Origin of the sequence: Microbacterium timonense, from assembly GCF_900292075.1 — a bacterium.
Lineage (GTDB): Bacteria > Actinomycetota > Actinomycetes > Actinomycetales > Microbacteriaceae > Microbacterium > Microbacterium timonense.
The window spans coordinates 61432-81129 of sequence record NZ_OLMV01000009.1 but is presented as its reverse complement, the minus strand read 5'-3'; the positions used below and the strand labels follow the sequence as shown (position 1 = coordinate 81129).

Below are 19698 nucleotides of genomic sequence, written 5' to 3'. Positions count from 1 at the left end.
AGACGATCGAAATCCTCTCCCATCGCTCTCGCGAACATCGAGGTCGTGGTCTTCGTCCCGCCGCTCACGGTTGCGCCAGCTCTTGCAGCGTCGCCGGGGCATCCGCCATCACGTGCCGGTGCGGAGCGCGCCGCTCGCACCGAGCCGCGCGCGGGCGTCGGGAGCGCCACCACCACAGCACGCTGCGCAGCGGCCACCTCTCGGGCGGAGTGCCCGTCTCCGCCCAGATCCGCAGTCGGTCGAAGCTCCACGCGGTGGCCCAGCCGATCAGCGGCCGCACGAGGAGATCCAGGCCGCGGCCCCAATTGGGGGCATAGTCGTACCCCGTCGAGAACAGGACAGCGTCCCCGTCCGGGCGGTACCGCCAGTACCCGCGGCCCGCGCCGAGCGGGGACAGACGAGTGTCGGCGTCGAAGCGCAGAGCGGACGTGGCCGTGCCATCGGGACGCAGGCGTTCACCGATCGTGGTGCCCGTGCCGGTGATCACGCACCCGGGCAGCCGACGTTCATAGACGAATCGCGTGCCGCCGCCGGCCAGTGGCGCTGTCGGAACGATGCGGCTGAAGCGCGCGTCCCACCGCGTGTGCTGGGCGGGGTCCTGGGTCAACTCCCACACGCGTTCCATCGGCGCGGCGATGCGGATGCTCACGAAGAGGGGGCGCATCCTCACCAGAGTCCTGCGATCAGGGTGGTCAGCCCGCACAGCGTCGTGAAGGCGACGGGGATGCTCAACACGATCGTGCCCCACACCGTCATCGCCCGGACGAAGCGCACGCCCTTCTGCGGCTGCCCCAGCATGCTGATCGAAGAGAGCGCGGCCGCAGACGCGATGATGACGCCCGACACCGCGGGCACCGCCACTGTCGCGGGGACCACCGGGAACGCGATGAGCAGCCAGGAGATGAGACCCGTCGGCGACGGCCAGAGGAGCGTGGCCAGTCCGAGGCAGCCCGACACCACGACGATGCAGACGTTCACGATGGTCAGCACGCGGAACCAGCGCTCCCGCCAGAGCCCGACGTCGGCGGGGTCACCACCGGCCGCGGCGGGGGCCGCTCCCGCAGCGTCGGCGGTCATGCCTGCACCTCCGCGATGAGGTCGAGCAGCTCACGCAGCGGCTTGCGGAGGATGCGGACCCTCACCAGGGGAAGCGACAGCTTGAGCAGCCGGAGGCCCCGGTCGAGCAGCCGCTGCGTGCGCTCCCTGCCGTCGGAGGTGTCGTACACCCAGAACAACGCGAGCAGCAGATGGCCGAGCATCAGCGCAGCCGGCAGGTCCTGCTCGAACTCGGCGGGGAGCTTGTCTCGCGCTCCGGCGACGGCTTCGCGGAAGAGCCCGACGACGATCTCACGGGACGCGGAAGAGTCGCTGGACAGCGGGTTGATCGACGATCGCGGCGAGACCGCGGCCGAGAGGAACTCCGGCGCGAACCGGTGGTACGGCTCCAGCTGCGCCAGGCCGGTGCGGAAGACGATGCCGAGCCGGTCGACGAGGTCGTCGCTGGATTCCAGCAGCGGCAGGGCGGCGGCGCGATGCTGCTGCTGGACGTCCAGATACAGCTCCTGCACGAGGTCGTTCTTGGACGCGAAGTGGTAGTTCGTCGTCCCGACGGAGACGCCGGCCTCACCGGCGATGAGTCGGATGGTCGTCTGGTCGTACCCGCGCTCACGGAACGAGCGCAGGGCTACGTCGCGGAGGAGAGCTCGCGTGCGCTCGCTCTTGGTGGGTGCACCGCTAGAACTGGACATGTTCAGAAGCTAGCAGCGTTTCTGAACACGTTCAAGAACGGATCTCGTCGACCGGCAGGCGCCCCAGACGACGGATGCCGCCGCACGACGCGTGCAGCGGCATCCGGCTCCGGCGCGCGGTTCAGTCCAGGAAGAGCGCGCGCAGCCGTTTGGTGGTGAAGACGAGCCCGACCCCGATCATGACGACGAAGTAGAGCACGTGCCACCACATGTCGGGCGACAGGATGCCGGTCGTCAGGCCGCGCACCAGCTCCACACCGTGCCAGAGCGGGAATGCCATGATGATGCGCTGGATCCACTCCGGGTAGACGGTGATCGGATACAGCGTCGCGGAGAAGAGGAACATCGGCAGCAGCACGAAGTTGATCCAGTCCATGTGCTGGAAGGTCTTCATGTAGCTCGTGACCGCCATGCCCAGGCTCGCGAAGCCGAACGCGATCAGCAGCACGGCGGGGATGGCGAGGATCGCCGTCCAGGCGAGGTTCAGCCCCAGCAGCTGCATGATGACCATGAACCCGGTGGCATACAGCAGTCCGCGCAGCAGCGCGTAGAGGATCTCGCCGAGGGCGACATCCAGCGGACCCAGAGAGGTCGCGAGCATGCCCTCGTAGAGCTTGCCGTAGTTGAGCTTGAAGAAGACGTTCCACGTGGAGTCGTAGATCGCGCCGTTCATCGCCGAGACCGCGAGCAGGGCGGGCGCGATGAACGCCGCGTACGAGACCTCCTCGCCGCTGGAGGTGGGGACGTCGCCGATGATCGCGCCGAGCCCGATCCCCATCGAGGCGAGATAGAAGACCGGTTCGAAGAATCCGGAGAACACCACGATCCAGCTGGACGACCGCGCTGCGATGAGGCCGCGCTGGACGACCGATTGCGGATTGCCCGCCCACAGGGCGCGCACGCCGCCGACCCGAGTCGGGGCATCCGTCAGGGTCGACGCGCTCATTTCGCGAGCCTCCTCTCGAAGAGCCGCCGGCCCACGACGAGGCCGCCGATGGCCAGGGCGAGCAGGTACACCACGTGCACGACGATCATGAGCGGCGCCATCGGCTGGCCGTACGTGACGAGCCTGCCGAGCTCGGTCGCATGCCATAGCGGGGAGATCCACCCGATCCACTGCAGCCACAGCGGCAGGGTCGCGAGCGGATAGAAGGTGCCCGAGAAGAGGAACATCGGCATGAAGATGAAGCGCTGGACCAGCGCGAACTGACCCTTGTCGTCTTCGATCGAGGCGGCGTACGCCATGAGGGGGACGCCGAAGGAGAGGCCGCCGAGCAGCGCGATGAAGATCGCCAGCCAGGCCGTGCCCGGTCGCGTGGCGTCCGGCTGCAGCCAGGCGAAGAAGATCACGATGAAGACGAAGTACAGCGCGACCGTCAGGCCCATGCGCGCTCCCGCCCCGGCCACCACGCCGTTGGCGATCTGACCCGACGACAGCGGCGAGGCGTTGAACCCGTAGAAGTAACGGCGCCATTTGAAGCCCGCCATGACGGGGTAGGTGAACTCCTCCGAAGCCACCGCGACCGCCGAGGTCATGAGCAGCGCCGGCGCGACGAAGACGAGGTACGGCACCTCTTGGTCGCCCACCACGATGGGCGCGTCGATGAGCGCGGCCAGGCCGACGGCGAGACCGAGGAGGTAGAGCACCGGCTGGCCCAGGGCGCCGACGATGATCGTCCACCCGTAGGCGCGCATCGCACGCACCATGTGCTCGGTGACGTAGAAGGAGCCCAGGGCACGCGGCTTGCGGCCCCACTCCATCGCCTCGGCGCGGAGCTCTTCGAGTCCCGGGTGCGTCGTCGTGTCGCCGGCCGTCTGGGGCGGCATCCGCGAGCTCCCCGGCTGGCTGCCCGGCTGGTCGCTCATTCGATCAGCGACCTTCCGGTCAGGCGCAGGAAGACGTCCTCCAGGCTCGAGCGGCGCACGAGCGAGGTCAGCGGGTTCAGACCTCGCAGCGTGACGGCCTCGAGTGCCGCCTCGCCGTTGTGCGCGTACACCAGCACGCGGTCGGGCAGCACCTCGACCCGGTCGCCGATGCCTTCCAGCTGCGGCGCGACCTGCTCGTTGCGGTCGGATCCGAACCGCACCTCGAGCACCTCGCGGCTGGAGTACTCGCGGATGAGCGAGGCCGGGGTGCCCTCGGCCATGATCCGGCCCTTGTCCACGACGATGAGCCGGTCGCACAGCTGCTCGGCCTCGTCCATGTAGTGCGTCGTGAGCACGAGCGTGGTGCCCCGCTCCTTCAGCCGGAAGAGGCGATCCCAGAGCACGTGGCGGGCCTGCGGGTCCAGGCCCGTCGTGGGCTCGTCCAGCAGCAGGATGCGCGGATCGTTGATGAGCCCGCGTGCGATGGTGAGCCGGCGCTTCATGCCGCCCGACAGCGCGTCGACCTTGCTCTTGGCCTTGTCTTCGAGCGCGGCGAAGGCGAGCAGCTCGTCCGCCTTCTCGGCGCAGACCTTGCCGGGAAGACCGAAGTACCGCCCGTAGATGTACAGGTTCTCGCGGGCGTTCAGCTCGCCGTCGAGGTTGTCCTGCTGGGGCACGACGCCCAGGCGCGAGCGGATCTCCGGCCCGTAGCGGTCGGGATCGAGCCCCAGGATCTCGAGGGTTCCCGAGGTGCGCGTCGACACGGCGCCGATCATCTTCATCGTGGTGGACTTGCCCGCGCCGTTCGGGCCGAGCAGGCCGAACGACTCTCCGGGTGCGACCTCGAACGACAGGCCGTCGACAGCCAGGAAGTCGGGTCTGCCTTTGACCTTGTAGGCCTTGACGAGGTTCTTCGCGTCGATCACGGGGGCGGGCACCGGACTACCCTAACGCTCCGGTCCGACACGTCCGGGGCCAACGGCCTGACCTGCCGTCAACCCTTGTTGACATGTGGCACCCGTGTCAATTATGGTTGACGCGTGGATGCGGTCACCACGGCATCCGGTTCCGAACGAGAGGCGGCGATGAGCGGGGACGAGATCCAGACCCTGATCGGAGCCGCCGGCGAGCGCGAGCCGCTGGCCGAGCTGCACCGCCTCGCCGAGGTCCGCCGGGAGCTCGCCCGCGCCGAAGAGGTGCAGGTGCGCAAGGCCCGCAATCTGGGCTTCTCCTGGCAGGCGATCGCGAGCGCCTTGGGCGTGAGCAGACAGGCCGTCCACAAGAAGTACGGTCGAAGGTAAGCCCCCTTCACGAACGAGGTACACCCATGCCCTCCGCCGAACTCGACGAAGCGCCCGCCACCGCGGCCGCGGCATCCACCCCCTCCCGGAGCCGTGGCGTCCGTGCCCGGCGCGGCAAGAAGGACAACGGCCCCCGCGCGACGTTCCGCCAGCTCCTGCCCTACCTGTTCGAGCACCGTCGCACGCTGGCCGTCGTCGTGGTGCTGAGCATCCTCAGCGCCGGGGCATCCCTCATCCAGCCGCTGCTGGTCGGCGAGGTCATCACGCGGGTTCAGAAGAGCCTTGACCTCGGCCTGCTGCTGTGGGCACTCGTCGGCTTCGTCATCCTGGCGTCGCTCATCTCAGGCTGGCAGCACTACCTCCTGCAGCGCACCGGCACCGCCGTGGTCTACTCGAGCAGGCGGCGCCTCATCGCCCGCATCCTGCACCTGCCCATCAGCGAGTTCGACGCCCGCCGCACCGGAGACCTCGTCTCACGCGTCGGAAGCGACACCACACTGCTGTACGCGGCGCTCACCCAGGGCCTGGCGGACTCGATCGGCAACGCCCTGCTGTTCGCCGGCGCCCTGATCGCGATGGCCGTCATCGACCCGCTGCTGCTCGGGATCATCGTGCTCGTGATCGGCGTCTCGGTCGTCGGGGTGACGGCGCTCAGCGGCCGCATCCGCACCGCCTCCACGGAGCAGCAGGAGAAGGTGGGCGCGCTCGCGTCGGGGGTGGAGCGTGCGGTCGGATCCATCAGGACCGTGCGCGCCGCCGGTGCGACCGAGCGTGAAGTCGACGCCGTCACCGGGCGCGCGACGGACGCGTACAACGTGGGAGTGCGAATCGCGAAGGTGTCGGCGCTCGTCGTGCCCATCGCCGGCATCGCGCTGCAGGTGTCGCTGCTCGTGGTCATCGGGCTGGGCGGCTTCCGCGTCGCCACCGGCGCACTGTCGATCGCGAGCCTCGTGACGTTCATCATGTTCCTGTTCATGCTGATCGCCCCGCTCGGCTCGTTCTTCGGCGCCATCACCTCCGTGAACCAGGCCCTCGGCGCACTGGGACGCATCCAAGAGGTGCTGGACCTTCCCACCGAGACGCAGGATGACGCCGCCATCGCCGCGCGCGTCGCGACGGGAGGATCTGCAGAACAGAGGAGATCTGCACAGCAGAGGGAGGTTTCGGGCGATGACGTCCTCGCATCGGCAGATCTCCTCGAAACCGCGGGCGCCACGACCGGGGCCCCGGCGATCGAGTTCCGCGACGTGCGGTTCCGCTACCCCGAGAACGTCGTCGCCGCACGCCGCAAGGCCGAATCCGAGGCGCGCGCCGTCCTCGAGAACGCCCACGTCGACACCTCGACCCTGCTGCTGGACGGCGGTTCGCTCGCCGGCGACGGCTCCGAACCCCGGGTCACGGACGGCGCGGATGCCGCGGCATCCGTTGCCGACGGAGAGGTGCTGCGCGGCGTCTCGTTCACCGTGCCGCGCGGGGCACGGGTCGCCTTGGTCGGCCCGTCGGGCGCGGGCAAGAGCACGACGCTCGCGCTCATCGAGCGGTTCTACGACCCGACCGGAGGGGCGATCCTGCTCCACGGCACCGACGTGCGCACCCTCGAGCGCGACGCCCTGCGCGCGCAGCTCGGCTATGTCGAGCAGGACGCGCCGACGCTCGCCGGCACCATCGGCGACAACCTCCGTCTCGCCTCACCCGATGCCTCCGACGCCGACTGCGAGCGGGTCCTGCGTGCGGTCAACCTCGGCGAGGTGCTCGACCGCGGTCCGCTGGGCCTGGATGCCCCGGTGGGTGAGGCGGGCGTCATGCTCTCGGGCGGCGAGCGTCAGCGCCTCGCGATCGCCCGCGCGCTCCTGGCCGCTCCCCCGATCCTGCTGCTGGACGAGTCCACCTCATCGCTGGACGGCCTCAACGAGCAGCGCATGCGCGAGGCGATCGACGCGGTCGCGTCCGGGCGCACCCTCATCGTGATCGCGCACCGCCTCTCGACCGTGGTCGACAGCGACCACATCGTCGTGATGGACCACGGCGAGGTCGTCGGCCAGGGCACGCACTCCGAGCTCGTGCAGTCCACGCCGCTGTACCGCGACCTCGCGAAGCACCAGCTCCTCGTCTGACGCAGGGCGGTCCGCCCGCCCGCCCTCGGTGCGCACCGCCCGCCTGAATCGGTTCACTTGCGCTGAATGTACGCTCGCACGGCGTTCGGCCGTACGTTCAGCGCAAGTGAACGGGACGGAGCGTTGCCTCGACCCACTGCGAAGAAGCGGGTCGAGGCAACCTTCCCCTGCGTGGGGTCCTCCCGGAACGGGGTCAGGCACGCTGCAGGCGGTACCGCAGCGCGGCGAGCTCGGCCCACAGCGGCGCGGGGACACGGCCCTCGAACGTGCGGTAGAACTCCTCGGTGAGATCGGCCTCCTGGAGCCACAGCTTCGGGTCGATCGCGAACAGCTCGTCGAGATCCTCGGGCGTCACGTCGAGCCCCGAGATGTCGAGGTCGTCCGTGCGCGGCAGGCGGCCGATCGGGCTGTCGACGGCGCCGACCTCGCCCTCGATGCGGCGGATGATCCAGTCGATGACACGCGAGTTGTCGCCGAACCCGGGCCACAGGAACCGGCCGTCCGAGCCCTTGCGGAACCAGTTCACCTGGAACACCCGGGGCGCCCGGTCGAACCGCAGCTGCTGGCCGATCTTGAGCCAGTGGGCGAAGTAGTCCGCCATGTTGTAGCCGCAGAACGGCAGCATCGCGAACGGGTCACGGCGCAGCTCGCCGACGGTGCCCTCCGCCGCGGCGGTCCGCTCGCTCGACACGTTCGAGCCCATGAAGACGCCGTGGGTCCAGTCGGTCGCCTCCACGACCAGCGGCACGTTGGTCGCCCGGCGTCCGCCGAACAGGATGGCGTCGATCGGCACGCCCTGCGGAGCATCCCAATCCTCAGCGATCTGCGGGCACTGCGCGGCGGCGACGGTGAAGCGCGAGTTCGGGTGGGCGGCGGGACGACCGGATGCCGGGGTCCAGGGCTTGCCCTCCCAGTCGATGAGCTCGGCGGGCGGCTCGTCGGTCAGGCCCTCCCACCACACGTCGCCGTCGGGCCGCAGCGCGACGTTCGTGAAGATCGTGTTGCCCCAGAGCGTCTCGACCGCGGTGACGTTCGTCGAGGTGCCCGTGCCCGGGGCCACTCCGAAGAACCCCGCCTCCGGGTTGATCGCCCACAGGCGCCCGTCCTCACCGGGACGCAGCCACGCGATGTCGTCGCCGAGCGTCTCGACGCGCCAGCCGGGGATGGTCGGGCGCAGCATCGCGAGGTTGGTCTTGCCGCACGCCGAGGGGAACGCCGCGGCCAGGTGGTACGCGCGGCCGGCGGGGTCGATGACGCGGATGAGCAGCATGTGCTCGGCGAGCCAGCCCTCGTTGCGCCCGATCACCGATGCGATCCGCAGTGCGAAGCACTTCTTGGCGAGGATCGCGTTGCCGCCGTAGCCGGAGCCGAACGACCAGACCTCGAGCGTGTCGGGGAAGTGGACGATGTACTTCTCGTCGTTGCACGGCCACGCGACATCCTGCTCGCCGGGTTGCAGCGGCGCCCCGACGGAGTGGACGGTCTTGACCCAGGGGGCGCCACCGGCGATCTCGCGCAGCACCTCGGTGCCGACGCGGGTCATGATGCCGATCGAGGCGACGGCGTACGCACTGTCGGTGACCTGCACGCCGATGTGCGACAGAGGCCCGCCCACCGGTCCCAGGGAGAACGGCACGACATACATCGTGCGGCCCTTCATCGAGCCGGCGAACAGCGGGGTGATCGTCGCCCGGATCTCGTCGGGTGCGACCCAGTTGTTCGTGGGTCCGGCATCCTCCTCGCGCTCCGAAGCGATGTAGGTCCGCGCCTCGGTGCGGGCGACATCGCCCGGGTGGGATCGGGCGAGGTACGAGCCGGGCCGCCACTCGGGGTTGAGCTTGATGAGCTTGCCCTCGTCGACCATCTCGCGCAGCAGCGCGTCGTTCTCGGCACGCGACCCGTCGACCCAGTGGATCCGATCGGGCTGCGTGAGCGCGGCGATCTCGTCGACCCAGCGACGCAGCTCGGTCATCCCCTCGCCCTGGACGGTCGGTAACCCGCCGAACGTCCGCGCGGTCGGGGTGGGGGTGGGGCGGCGGAGCCTTCGGTGCGGGTGAAGATGTCGGCCAGGGCCATGGTGTCGCTCCTCGTTGATCGACCGTCAGATGGTTTCGACGATGCAGATTCGTGCGCTTCCTCTACTTTCACCCTTCACAACGGCGTCTTCCCAAGAAATGTGGCGTCAAGAGTTGCGATTCTTTCGCTAGCATCAAGGAATGCCACCCACCTCGCTCGAGCTGTCGACCCTCGGCCATCGCATCCGCCACCAGCGACTGGCGCACGGCTACACGCTGGACGAGCTGGGCGCGCTCGTCGGAGTCGCGGGAAGCCAGCTGAGCCTCATCGAGAACGGCAAGCGCGAACCGAAGCTGTCGCTGCTTCAGGCGATCGCCTCGGCGACCGGGGTCGAGGTGGCCGATCTGCTCTCGTCCGAGCCGCCGAACCGGCGTGCGGCGCTGGAGATCGAGCTCGAGCGCGCACAGTCGAGCTCGGTCTTCCGCCAGCTCGGTGTGCCGCCCGTCAAAGTCTCGAAGGGCATGAGCGACGAGACACTGGAGTCGATCCTGGGCCTGCATCGCGAGCTGCAGCGCCGCGAACGCGAGGCCATCGCCACCCCCGAAGAGGCTCGGCGCGCCAACACCGAGCTGCGGCTGAAGATGCGGGAGCGCGACAACTACCTTCCCGACATCGAGAAGCTCGCCGAGAAGCAGCTGAAGGCTGCGGGCCACGCGTCGGGCGCCCTGACTCACCGCACCGTCAGCATCATGGCCGAGAAGCTCGGCTTCGAGCTCATCTACGTCAACGACCTGCCGCACTCCACGCGCTCGGTGACGGACCTCGAGCACGGTCGCATCTATCTGCCCCCGGCATCCATTCCCGGCGGCCACGGCCTGCGGTCGATGGCGCTGCAGGCGATGGCGCATCGACTGCTCGGGCACAAGCCGCCGACCGACTACGCCGACTTCTTGCAGCAGCGCCTCGAGATCAACTACTACGCCGCGTGCTGTCTCATGCCCGAAACGGCCTCGGTGGCATTCCTGCAGCAGGCCAAGAAGGACCGCAACCTCGCCGTCGAGGATTTCCGCGATGCCTTCGGCGTGACCCACGAAGCAGCCGGCATGCGACTGACGAACCTGGCGACCCACCACCTCGGGATCAAGCTGCACTTCCTGCGCGTCGACGGCTCCGGCGCCATCTCGCGCGTGTACGAGAACGACGACCTGCCGCTCCCCATGGACGTGACCGGGGCGGTGGACGGGCAGATCGCGTGCCGCAAGTTCTCGGCACGCGCGGCCTTCTCGGAGCAGAACCGCACCACCGAGCACTACCAGTACACCGACACACCCGCGGGAACGTACTGGTGCTCGACGCAGACCGGGACGACCTCGGCGGGCGAGTTCTCGATCACCGTCGGTGTGCCGTTCGACGACGCGCGCTGGTTCCGGGGACGCGAGACGCAGAAGCGGGCGACGTCGACCTGTCCCGACGAGTCGTGCTGCCGGCGGGCGGCTTCGGACGTCGCAGCACGCTGGGCAGGCAAGGCATGGCCGAGCGCCCGCGTGCACATGCAGATGTTCTCACCACTCCCCCGCGGCGCCTTCCCCGGTGTCGATGACAACGAGGTCTACGACTTCCTCGACCGCCACGCCTGACGGGTGCGGGTCTGGATCGACCCACAGGGTCTGGATCGACCCACAGCCTGAGGCCGCTCCCCTCGTGCCCGAGCGGGAGGCCCTACGCCGTGATGAACCGGCGGTAGCGGTCGAGGGCGGCCACGATCTCGGCATCCGTCGCGGTTCCCGGGGCGAACAGCTCGGGAATCGGGTCGTCGGCGTGACGCCCGACGGCGACCGAGTGGGTCCAGACCCCCACGATCTCGCCACGGGCGACGAGGATGGGCCGCACGATCCCGTTCATGCTCGGACCGATCGCCGACAGGAACTCCGGCGCGCACGGCACCGTGCGGTCGACGTACGAGAGGTAGTACTCCTCGAAGGGCGGCAGCGCGACGACGGCGGGCGCCGACGGCAGAGCGCGCGGCCGCGGCCCGGCGGCGATGTAGGTCGGCTCCGGGTCGTCGTCGACGAGGACGACGGGTGCCGCCACACCAGCTCCGTCGCTGCTCGACGCGGCGGCCCTTTCCGCCGCGGCGCGCGAGACGCCCAACGGCAGACCGGTCCACCAGGCGAAGTCCCGCGCACCCGCGGGGCCGTGCGAGCGGATGTACCCCGTGAAGAGCTCGGCGAGCGGGTCGGCGGGCGTGACGGCGTCGCGGATCCACTCCTCCGCCAGCACGATGTACTGCTCCCGCGTCGGACCGCCCTCGCGCGGCACGACCGGACCTTGGCACACGACCGCGCGAAGCGACAGCGCCACGAGCAGGTGGTAGCCGCGCTGCTTCGCCGTCGACACGCCGGCGCGCTCGAGCACCTCGAACAGCTCCTTGCGGGTGAGACGGTTGCCGCCGGCAAGGGCGGCGCGGACGGCGGCCTCTGCCCGATCGACCTCATCCGCGTCGATGCCCTCGGCCCGATGCACGGCGGCTGCCTGCCGACGCTGACGCTCTCCCGTGATCGAGAGGACCCAGGCGAGGTCTTCGGCGGGAATGAGGTGGATGGTGCCGCGCATGGTCCACGAGCGCACGATCTCGCCGCGGTCGAAGGCGGCGTCCACGTCGCGGACGGTCGTGACGCCCCGTGTGCGGGCGGCGACGGCCCAGCGCCCGCCCCAGAACTCCTGCGCCTGCGTGGCGAGCATGTGCCGCGCCGCCTCGGCGACGCTGGCCGCCGGCGTGCTCAGGCGATGCGAGCGGAGACGCTCCTGCCGCATGTCCCGCCCGGATGATCGGGGCGACACGGCGTCCGGCGTCGGTGTGGGGACCATGCCGCCATCATGGCGCACTCCGCGGACGCGAAGCGTCCGCGATGCGAGCGACAGCACTTCTGGTCGCGCAGATGTGGACGGGATGCCGCGCGCTCACGCCTCCACGACGTCCGGGACCGCTTCCCGGTCCGAGCCTTCGGCCTCACGCCGAGACGTGAGGACGAAGCCCCAGAGGAAGACGAAGCCGATCACGGGCAGCAGGATGTCGGTGTACAGGATGCTGCCCGCGTTGCCCTCCGCCTGATTTCCGGTCGTGACGATCTGGTAAATGTGCCCCGCCGCCGCGCCCCACAGGAAGAGCGCCGGCCCGAGAAGCGCGGCGAGCTTCACCAGCCACGGGCGACCGGCGGGGAAGGCGAGGAAGCCGACAGCCGCGAAGCCGAGACTGGCGAAGGCCACCTCCAGCTGGAACGGACTCTGGTCCCAGCCGATCACCTTCGCCGTGAAGTCGCCGAACACGCTGTGCATCACGAAGTTGTAGAGGTAGCTCACCCCGACCGACAGCAGCAGGAAGTGGTCGAGCAGCTTCGCCCACACGTCCGCCGCGGTCAGTCGGCCGCGCCGCGCCCGAAGGCGCAGCATCCCGATCCCGGCGGTCAGCAGACCGAGCACGAACAGCGTGACGGTGAAGTTGGACAGCACGAGCGTGATGACGTTCGCGATGACGGTCTCCATGGACATCCTCCCGACGATGCGACAGCGCGGCCGCACTCCACCGCGTTCGCACTGTATCGGCGCAGGGCTCGTGCCGGAGGGAGGCTTCGCCGGTCAGAACGGGTTGGGTGTCAGCGTGTACTTCGTCTGGAGGTACTCGTGGATGCCCTCGGCACCGCCTTCACGGCCCAGGCCCGACATCTTCCAGCCCCCGAACGGCGCGGCGGCGTTGGAGACGACGCCGACGTTCAGGCCCATCATGCCGGTCTCCAGTCGCTCGATCATGCGCTGGCCACGGGCGAGGTTCTCGGTGAACACGTACGAGACGAGTCCGTACTCGGTGTCGTTGGCGATGCGCACGGCGTCGTCCTCGGTGTCGAACGGGATGATCGCCAGCACCGGCCCGAAGATCTCCTCGCGCAGGATGTCGGATCCGGGCTGCACATCGGTCACCACGGTCGGCTCGTAGAACGTGCCGGCGCCGTCGATCGCGTTGCCGCCGGTGGCCACCTGGGCGCCGCGGGAGACGGCATCCTCGACCAGTTGCGACGCCTTCGCGACGGCGCGGTCGTCGATCAGCGGGCCGATCGTGACCCCTTCCTCCGTGCCGCGACCGACCTTGAAGCCCTTCACGCGCTCGGTGACGCGGCGGGCGAACTCGTCGGCCACGGATCGCTGCACGATGAAGCGATTCGCCGCCGTGCACGCCTGCCCGATGTTGCGGAACTTCGCGAGCATCGCCCCGTCGACCGCCTTGTCGAGGTCGGCGTCGTCGAAGACGACGAACGGCGCGTTTCCGCCCAGCTCCATCGAGGTGCGCAGCACCCCCTGCGCCGCCTGCTCGAGCAGCTTCTGCCCGACCTGCGTCGACCCGGTGAACGACAGCTTGCGCAGCCGGGGGTCGCGGATGATCGGCTCGGACACGGCACCCGAGGTCGAGGTCGTGAAGACGTTGACGACGCCCGCAGGCAGCCACGCGTCCTCGAGCAGCTTGGCGAAGTAGAGGGTCGTGAGCGGGGTGAGCTCGGCCGGCTTGATGACCACGGTGCACCCCGCGGCGAGCGCGGGCGCGATCTTGCGGGTGGCCATCGCGAGGGGGAAGTTCCACGGGGTGATCAGGAAGCACGGGCCGACGGGATGCTGCGACACGATCATGCGGCCGGTGCCCTCGGGGTTCGCTCCATATCGGCCCTGCACCCGCACCGTCTCCTCGCTGAACCAGCGCAGGAACTCGCCGCCGTACACGACTTCACCGCGCGCCTCGGCCAGCGGCTTGCCCATCTCGATCGTCATGAGCAGCGCGAACTCCTCCTTGCGCTCCTGCAGCAGATCGAACGCACGCCGAAGCAGCTCGGCGCGCTCGCGCGCGGGCGTCGCCGCCCAGGCCGGGAACGCGTCGACGGCGGCATCCAGCGCCGCCTTCCCGTCCTCGGGAGAAGCGTTCGCGATCTCCTTGACGACCTCGCCGTTGGAGGGGTCGTAGACCTTGAGTGTCTTGTCACCGGTGGCCGCGCGCCAGCGGCCGCCGATGAACAGCCCGTCGGGCACGGACGCGAGCAGTTCGGACTCACGGGTTTCGGTGATCGTCGTGGTCACGAGGACTCCCTTGTCGGTTCCGGAGGCCGCGCGCTGCGGCATCCGTTCTGTGGATGTCTACCGGGCCAATTCTGCCCGTCGCCGCCGAGAGCGGCCGATATACGCGATGTACAGGTGGAGGGTCTGGTTCGCCCCCGCGGAGCGAGGACTCTGTTCCTCAGGTGAGCGCGGGACTCACGGCTGCGCGCTGCTCGACGAACGCGCCGGCGAAGAACGCCGCCAGCTCGTCGGTCGCCTGCAGCGGCAGCACCGCCGCGACGTACTGGTCCGGCCGCACCACGACCACGACGCCGTCACGAGACAACCCGCGCTCCTCGAAGATGTCGTCGCGCGTCCAGGCGCTCGGCGCGGCGGCGTACACCTTCTCCCAGTCGGTCAGGCCGAGCGGTCCGGTCTTGGGGAGGAACACCTCGGGAACACGCGAGATGTCGACCTCGTCGTGACGCTGCTGGTAGATCACCTTGACGTCGAAGACGGCGTCGACGTCGGCGCCCTCGGGCGTGAACCGGCTCAGCGGCGACTGCGGCGACGACATGAACTGCGCCCATTCCGAGAGTGCCGATGCCTCCCCCGCCGCCGGCGCGTCGGCGAAGGCATAGATCCGCCATCGCCCGTCGGCCTTCGCGTGGTGGCCCAGATGGATCGGGTTGCCGTCGCAGACCCGCACGACCTCCACCGACTTGAACCGCTTGCCCAGCGGGAAGCCCTCGGCGAGCGCCTGGTGCGCGGCATCCGTCACGATCATCGACGGCCCGTACTGCGTCATGAATCCCGACGGGAACTCGGCCGTCGCGAGGTAGTAGGTGGCGAGGTCCTGCGGGTCCGAGATCTCCTCGGGCTTGCGCGCCATGAGCGCCGACCACTCGCGGTCGAAGTCGATCAGCTGCTGCGCGACCGGCTGCCGCTCGGCGGAGTAGGTCGACAGCAGCGACGCCGGGCTCAGGCCCGTCAACACGTACCCGAGCTTCCAGCCGAGGTTGAAGCCGTCCTGCATGGACACGTTCATGCCCTGCCCGGCCTTGGCGCTGTGCGTGTGGCACGCGTCACCGGCGAGGAACACCCGCGGGTCGTGCCCCTGATCGACGTCCACGTCGTCGAACTTGTCGGTGACGCGGTGGCCGACCTCGTAGACGCTGTGCCAGGCCACCTGCTTCACGTCGATGGCGTACGGGTGGAGGATCTCGTTCGCCTTGCGGATGATCTCCTCGATCGGAGTCTGACGCACACGGTGCTCGTCGTCCTGCGCGACTTCGCCCAGATCGATGTACATGCGGCTGAGGTAGCCGCCCTCTCGCGGGATGTGGAGGATGTTGCCCGCGACCGAGTTGATGGCGCATTTGGTGCGCCAGTCCGGGAAGTCGGTGTTGACCAGCACGTCCATGACGCCCCACGCGTGCGCGGCGAACCGCCCGACGTGCTTGCGACCGATCGCCCCGCGGACGCCGCTGCGGGCGCCGTCGCAGCCGACGACGTACTTCGCCCGGACGGTGCGCTCCTGACCCGCCCGTTCGCCGTCCGTGTGCCGCACCCGCACCTCGACGGGGTACTCCCCCTCCTCCTGCACCGTGAGGCCGAGGAACTCGATGCCGTAGTCGGGCGCGATGCGGCCGGGTCCGAGCGCGGCGGCCTCGGCGAAGTAGTCCAGCACGCGCGCCTGGTTCACGATGAGGTGCGGGAACTCGCTGATCTTGTAGGCGTAGTCCTCAGTCCGCGCGGTGCGGATGATGTTGCGGGGGTTCTCGGGGTCGGGGCCCCAGAAGTTCATGTAGGCGATGTTGTACGCCTCGGCGATGATCCGCTCGGCGAAGCCGAAGGCCTGGAACGTCTCGACACTGCGAGGCTGGATGCCGTCGGCCTGGCCGAGGACGAGGCGGCCGTCGCGGCGCTCGATCAGGCGGGTGGTGACCCCGGGGAACTGTGACATCTGGGCGGCCAGCAGCATGCCCGCCGGGCCGGAGCCGACGATCAGCACGTCCATCTCGTCGGGGAGCTCGGCCGGGCGGTCGATGCCCGTACCGGCCGGGTCCTGCACGCGCGGGTCGCCGGAGACATAGCCGTGATGGTGGAACTGCATCGTGTCCTCCTCGGACGACGGTGTCGAGGGCTTGTGGCCTGGTGCTTGTCGCGTAGGTGGCGGTGTTCTATATTCGAACACACCGTTCTACTATTGAACAGATCGTATACGACGGCCGAACCACCGGCAAGACTGCGAGGCCCCATGACCCCCGCGCCCGCCCCGGCGCGCGACACCGCGCCCGCGTCACAGACACTGAGCCGCGGCATCCGGATCCTCGAGGTGCTGGCCGACGCCCGCAGCCGGCTCTCGATCGACGAGATCGCCCGGCGCCTGGAGGTGCACCGCTCGGTGGCCTACCGGCTGCTGCGCACACTCGAGGACCACGGCGTCGTCGAGCGGGATCCCGCGGGCCTCGTGGAGCTCGGCCCCCGCATGGCTGCGCTGGCTGCGGGCGTCGCACACGACCTGCAGGCCGAGGCGCTGCCCGAGCTGACGGCGGTTGCCGGAGACCTCGGTGCGACCTGCTTCCTGGCCGTGCTGGACCACGACGAGTGCGTGACACTCTCCAGCGTCGAGCCGCGCCACGCCGTGAACCCCGTCGCGCAGCGCCCGGGGACGCGGCATCCGGTCACCCGCGGAGCCCCGGGCAAGGCGATCCTCTCCCTGCTGCCACGTGGTTCGTGGCCGGGCGCGGTGCCTGAGGAACTCGAACGCGAGGTCGCGGACGCCGCGACCCGCGGCTTTGCGACCAGCCACGACGAGGTCATCCCCAGCCTGCGGGCGGTCGCGGTGCCGCTGTCGGTGCGCGGGCGGGGCCCCGCGGCGATCGCCGTCGTGTTCGTCGCCAGCGCCCACTCCGACGAGCAGATCGCAGCCCGTCTGACCCGGTCGGCCGCCTCGATCCGTGAGGCGCTGGGCGGCTGAGCCGACGCCCGGCGCGCGCCTGCCGGCCCGGACACCTCGGTCGTCGGGCCCGTGCGCTGCCGACCCGAACTCCTCAAACTCGCCCGTCCTGCGGCGCTGGAGCACCGGCTCAGGCCGGAGTCCGGGCAGTTTTGAGGAGTTCGCGCACCGCCCGTCGCCGACCACCCGTCATCAACGAGCCGCGAGCACCGGGTGCTCGGCTCGTCGGGACATCCGTCGCTTGCCCCGCCCCAGCCGGCCCGAAACTCCTCAAACCCGCCCGTCCAGCGGCGCCGACGCGCGGTCTCCGGCGGCAACCCGGGCGATCTAGAGGAGTTCGTGCACGGTCGCTAGCGCCATGGCGGGCGGCGTCAGGCGGCGCCGACGCGCGGTCTCCGGCGGCAACCCGGGCGATCTAGAGGAGTTTGTGCACGGTCGGCGGCGCCACGGCGGGCGGCGTCAGGCGGTGGTCGGGTACTCCGTGACGAGGCGGATGTTGTACTCGACGATCCGCTGCGGCACGCCGGCGAAGGCCTCGGCGCGGGCGTCCGAGGCGAGGTACTCCTGCTCGAGCGCCAGGAACGCCTCTTCGTCGCCCTCGGCGCTCACGGCCCACACGAACTCGTTCGTCTCGCGGATGCCGTAGGCGAACTCGATCGTGAAGCCGGCGGCCGGCCGCACGCGCGGCATCCACTGCTGGAACCACGCGACGAACGCGTCGTACTCCCCCTCGACGAGCGTGTACCGGCGCAGCTGAGTCGTCTTCATGACTCCCATCCTGCCGGAAGTCCTATACTCGACTCGTCCGGCGGCACCGTCGCCCGCCGGTGCTCGAAAAATGGGCACGCAGCGCGCACGCGCGAGACACATACGGCACTCACGATCCGTTCCGTCTCGAAAGGCTCCGCCATGCCCGCCCCCACCCCGACGACCGTCTCGGCCCACGTCGCCCTGACCCTCGCCCGCCACATCGACCACGTGTTCGGTGTCATGGGCAACGGCAACGCCTACTTCCTCGACGCGCTGGAGCGCTCGACCGACGTGCACTTCACCGCGGTGCGCCACGAGGCAGGCGGGGTTGTCGCCGCCGACGCCTATCACCGGGCGTCGGGGCGACTCGCCGCAGCGACGGCGACCTACGGCGCCGGCTTCACCAATACCCTCACGGCCCTCGCAGAGGCCGTCCAGGCCCATGTGCCACTCGTGCTCGTGGTCGGCGACGAGCCGACCTCGGGTCCGCGCCCGTGGGACGTGGACCAGATCGCCCTCGCCTCAGCCGTCGGTGCCCGCACGTACACGGTCGGGCGGGCGGATGCCGCGGCCACGACGGTCATCGCCATCGAGCATGCCCTCACATATCGGGTGCCCACGGTGCTGGCGATCCCGTACGACGTCGCGGCGCGGGATGCCGGACCGGTGCCCGCGGCGCCGGAGCCGCGCCTTCCCGGACCGCTGCAGCCGGCCGGTGCGTTCGCGCAGGGCGCCGTCGACGGCCTCGTCGACGCCCTGGCTTCGGCGCAGCGGCCGTTCCTCCTCGCCGGTCGCGGGGCGTGGATCTCGCAGGCGGGGCCGGCGCTCGGCGAGCTCGCCGACCTCACCGGAGCGGTGACGGCATCCACGGCCCTCGGACGTGGGGTGTTCCCCCGTGCCGAGTACGACCTCGGGGTGACAGGAGGGTTCGGGGCTGACGGGGCGATGGCCCTGGTACGCGAGGCCGATGTCGCGGTCGTCTTCGGCGCCTCCCTCAACCAGTTCACGATGCGCTTCGGCGACCTCTTCGCGCCCGGCACCAAGGTCTTCCAGATCGACGTGACGCCGGCGGCCACGCATCCCCACGTCGGCGGGTTCGTCCGCGGCGATGCCGCGGTCGTCGCGGAGGCCGTCGCCGCAGGGCTGCGTTCCCGCGGCGCCGCCCCCAGCGGCTGGCGCGAGAGCGTCGATCTGGTGCCGCTGCGTTCCTACGACCCCGGCGACGGGGTCGCGCCGGACGGTCGCCTCGACCCCCGAACGGTGGCGACGCGGATCGCCGAGCTGCTGCCCGAGGACCGCGTCGTCGTATCCGACGGCGGGCACTTCATCGGCTGGGCCAACATGTACTGGCCTGTCGCCTCGCCGGATCGCATGTCGATGGTCGGCACGGCGTTCCAGTCCATCGGGCTCGGCTGGCCCTCGGTCGCGGGTGCCGCGCTCGCCAAGCCCTCGGCCACGGTCGTGCTCACCACCGGCGACGGCGGTGGGCTCATGGCCCTCGCCGATCTCGAGACGGCGGTCCGCGTCGCTGCCGGACGGGGCCTGGCGGTGGTGTGGAACGACGCCGCGTACGGTGCCGAGGTCAACCTGTACGGGCTCAAGGGTCTCGCGAAGGAGCCGATGCTGATTCCGGAGGTCGACTTCGCCGCGCTCGCCGCGGGTGTCGGCGCGGAGGGGGTCGTGGTGCGCGGTCTCGATGACCTGGACCGGCTGGCGACGTGGCGACGCGAGCCGGAGGCATCCCGCCGGTTCCTCGTGCTGGACTGCCGCATCTCGGGCGGCGTCGTCGCTCCCTATCAGCAGGAGATCATCCGCGTGAACTCCTGACCGGCGGGTGGGTGCGGGCACCGGGTGTGAAAGCGGCG

Annotated in this window: 17 protein-coding genes; 5 read left to right on the top strand and 12 right to left on the bottom strand. The window is 70.0% G+C overall.

Features of this window, described 5'->3' with window-relative positions:
- Window positions 1-64: 64 nt before the first annotated feature.
- The 6 genes from C9992_RS17650 to C9992_RS17625 form a co-directional block, all read right to left on the bottom strand.
- Window positions 65-664 (bottom strand): SRPBCC family protein, encoded by a 600-nt coding sequence (locus C9992_RS17650; RefSeq protein ID WP_106816955.1) that lies wholly within the window; start codon window positions 662-664, stop codon window positions 65-67.
- A gap of 2 nt (window positions 665-666) precedes the next feature.
- Window positions 667-1077, bottom strand: a complete 411-nt coding sequence (locus C9992_RS17645) for a hypothetical protein (protein ID WP_106816954.1) — start codon at window positions 1075-1077, stop codon at window positions 667-669.
- Entirely contained in the window at window positions 1074-1748 is a 675-nt protein-coding gene (locus tag C9992_RS17640; RefSeq protein WP_106816953.1) for a TetR/AcrR family transcriptional regulator, read from the bottom strand. Before C9992_RS17640 ends, C9992_RS17645 begins: the two co-directional genes overlap by 4 nt.
- A gap of 121 nt (window positions 1749-1869) precedes the next feature.
- The gene (locus C9992_RS17635) at window positions 1870-2694 is read right to left on the bottom strand and encodes an ABC transporter permease (RefSeq protein WP_106816952.1); all 825 of its coding nucleotides are present in this window, start codon (window positions 2692-2694) and stop codon (window positions 1870-1872) included.
- Window positions 2691-3575, bottom strand: a complete 885-nt coding sequence (locus tag C9992_RS17630; RefSeq protein ID WP_106816951.1) for an ABC transporter permease — start codon at window positions 3573-3575, stop codon at window positions 2691-2693. Before C9992_RS17630 ends, C9992_RS17635 begins: the two co-directional genes overlap by 4 nt.
- 35 nt (window positions 3576-3610) lie before the next feature.
- Window positions 3611-4552, bottom strand: coding sequence for an ABC transporter ATP-binding protein (locus tag C9992_RS17625; RefSeq protein ID WP_106816950.1), 942 nt, complete (start codon window positions 4550-4552; stop codon window positions 3611-3613).
- A gap of 102 nt (window positions 4553-4654) precedes the next feature.
- Between C9992_RS17625 and C9992_RS17620 the strand changes: the two genes are divergently transcribed.
- Complete coding sequence (locus C9992_RS17620) at window positions 4655-4915, top strand: AsnC family protein (protein WP_456085563.1); 261 nt, start codon at window positions 4655-4657, stop codon at window positions 4913-4915.
- A gap of 26 nt (window positions 4916-4941) precedes the next feature.
- Window positions 4942-7029 (top strand): ABC transporter ATP-binding protein, encoded by a 2088-nt coding sequence (locus C9992_RS17615; protein WP_106816949.1) that lies wholly within the window; start codon window positions 4942-4944, stop codon window positions 7027-7029.
- A gap of 193 nt (window positions 7030-7222) precedes the next feature.
- Here the strand turns inward: C9992_RS17615 and C9992_RS17610 are convergent, their stop codons facing one another.
- Window positions 7223-9001, bottom strand: coding sequence for a phosphoenolpyruvate carboxykinase (GTP) (locus tag C9992_RS17610; RefSeq protein ID WP_106816948.1), 1779 nt, complete (start codon window positions 8999-9001; stop codon window positions 7223-7225).
- A gap of 244 nt (window positions 9002-9245) precedes the next feature.
- On the opposite strand from C9992_RS17610, the gene C9992_RS17605 reads away from it, so the two are divergent.
- On the top strand, window positions 9246-10682 hold the full coding sequence (locus tag C9992_RS17605) for an XRE family transcriptional regulator (protein ID WP_106816947.1): 1437 nt from the start codon (window positions 9246-9248) through the stop codon (window positions 10680-10682).
- Window positions 10683-10764: 82 nt separating this feature from the next.
- Here the strand turns inward: C9992_RS17605 and C9992_RS17600 are convergent, their stop codons facing one another.
- The 4 genes from C9992_RS17600 to C9992_RS17585 all read right to left on the bottom strand — a co-directional run bounded on the left by C9992_RS17600 (window position 10765) and on the right by C9992_RS17585 (window position 16237).
- Window positions 10765-11913 (bottom strand): winged helix DNA-binding domain-containing protein, encoded by a 1149-nt coding sequence (locus C9992_RS17600; RefSeq protein WP_235008318.1) that lies wholly within the window; start codon window positions 11911-11913, stop codon window positions 10765-10767.
- A gap of 93 nt (window positions 11914-12006) precedes the next feature.
- The gene (locus C9992_RS17595; RefSeq protein WP_106816946.1) at window positions 12007-12588 is read right to left on the bottom strand and encodes a DUF6790 family protein; all 582 of its coding nucleotides are present in this window, start codon (window positions 12586-12588) and stop codon (window positions 12007-12009) included.
- A gap of 93 nt (window positions 12589-12681) precedes the next feature.
- Window positions 12682-14151, bottom strand: a complete 1470-nt coding sequence (locus C9992_RS17590) for an NAD-dependent succinate-semialdehyde dehydrogenase (protein WP_106816984.1) — start codon at window positions 14149-14151, stop codon at window positions 12682-12684.
- A 169-nt stretch (window positions 14152-14320) separates the two neighbouring features.
- Entirely contained in the window at window positions 14321-16237 is a 1917-nt protein-coding gene (locus C9992_RS17585) for an FAD-binding monooxygenase (protein WP_106816945.1), read from the bottom strand.
- A gap of 144 nt (window positions 16238-16381) precedes the next feature.
- Between C9992_RS17585 and C9992_RS17580 the strand changes: the two genes are divergently transcribed.
- Window positions 16382-17104 carry an IclR family transcriptional regulator gene (locus C9992_RS17580; RefSeq protein WP_106816944.1) on the top strand — a complete coding sequence of 241 codons (723 nt, stop codon included), beginning with the start codon at window positions 16382-16384 and terminating at the stop codon, window positions 17102-17104.
- 438 nt (window positions 17105-17542) lie between these two features.
- Here the strand turns inward: C9992_RS17580 and C9992_RS17575 are convergent, their stop codons facing one another.
- Complete coding sequence (locus tag C9992_RS17575) at window positions 17543-17851, bottom strand: hypothetical protein (protein ID WP_106816943.1); 309 nt, start codon at window positions 17849-17851, stop codon at window positions 17543-17545.
- A gap of 141 nt (window positions 17852-17992) precedes the next feature.
- On the opposite strand from C9992_RS17575, the gene C9992_RS17570 reads away from it, so the two are divergent.
- Complete coding sequence (locus tag C9992_RS17570) at window positions 17993-19660, top strand: thiamine pyrophosphate-binding protein (RefSeq protein WP_106816942.1); 1668 nt, start codon at window positions 17993-17995, stop codon at window positions 19658-19660.
- The last annotated feature ends 38 nt before the right edge of the window (window positions 19661-19698 follow it).

Excerpts from the sequence above, each read along its gene's own strand:
- C9992_RS17650 (WP_106816955.1), bottom strand. The coding sequence starts at position 664 with ATGCGCCCCCTCTTCGTGAGCATCCGCATCGCCGCGCCGATGGAACGC.
- C9992_RS17645 (WP_106816954.1), bottom strand. The coding sequence starts at position 1,077 with ATGACCGCCGACGCTGCGGGAGCGGCCCCCGCCGCGGCCGGTGGTGAC.
- C9992_RS17640 (WP_106816953.1), bottom strand. The coding sequence starts at position 1,748 with ATGTCCAGTTCTAGCGGTGCACCCACCAAGAGCGAGCGCACGCGAGCT.
- C9992_RS17635 (WP_106816952.1), bottom strand. The coding sequence starts at position 2,694 with ATGAGCGCGTCGACCCTGACGGATGCCCCGACTCGGGTCGGCGGCGTG.
- C9992_RS17630 (WP_106816951.1), bottom strand. The coding sequence starts at position 3,575 with ATGCCGCCCCAGACGGCCGGCGACACGACGACGCACCCGGGACTCGAA.
- C9992_RS17615 (WP_106816949.1), top strand. The coding sequence starts at position 4,942 with ATGCCCTCCGCCGAACTCGACGAAGCGCCCGCCACCGCGGCCGCGGCA.
- C9992_RS17610 (WP_106816948.1), bottom strand. The coding sequence starts at position 9,001 with ATGACCGAGCTGCGTCGCTGGGTCGACGAGATCGCCGCGCTCACGCAG.
- C9992_RS17605 (WP_106816947.1), top strand. The coding sequence starts at position 9,246 with ATGCCACCCACCTCGCTCGAGCTGTCGACCCTCGGCCATCGCATCCGC.
- C9992_RS17600 (WP_235008318.1), bottom strand. The coding sequence starts at position 11,913 with ATGGTCCCCACACCGACGCCGGACGCCGTGTCGCCCCGATCATCCGGG.
- C9992_RS17595 (WP_106816946.1), bottom strand. The coding sequence starts at position 12,588 with ATGGAGACCGTCATCGCGAACGTCATCACGCTCGTGCTGTCCAACTTC.
- C9992_RS17585 (WP_106816945.1), bottom strand. The coding sequence starts at position 16,237 with ATGCAGTTCCACCATCACGGCTATGTCTCCGGCGACCCGCGCGTGCAG.
- C9992_RS17580 (WP_106816944.1), top strand. The coding sequence starts at position 16,382 with ATGACCCCCGCGCCCGCCCCGGCGCGCGACACCGCGCCCGCGTCACAG.
- C9992_RS17575 (WP_106816943.1), bottom strand. The coding sequence starts at position 17,851 with ATGAAGACGACTCAGCTGCGCCGGTACACGCTCGTCGAGGGGGAGTAC.
- C9992_RS17570 (WP_106816942.1), top strand. The coding sequence starts at position 17,993 with ATGCCCGCCCCCACCCCGACGACCGTCTCGGCCCACGTCGCCCTGACC.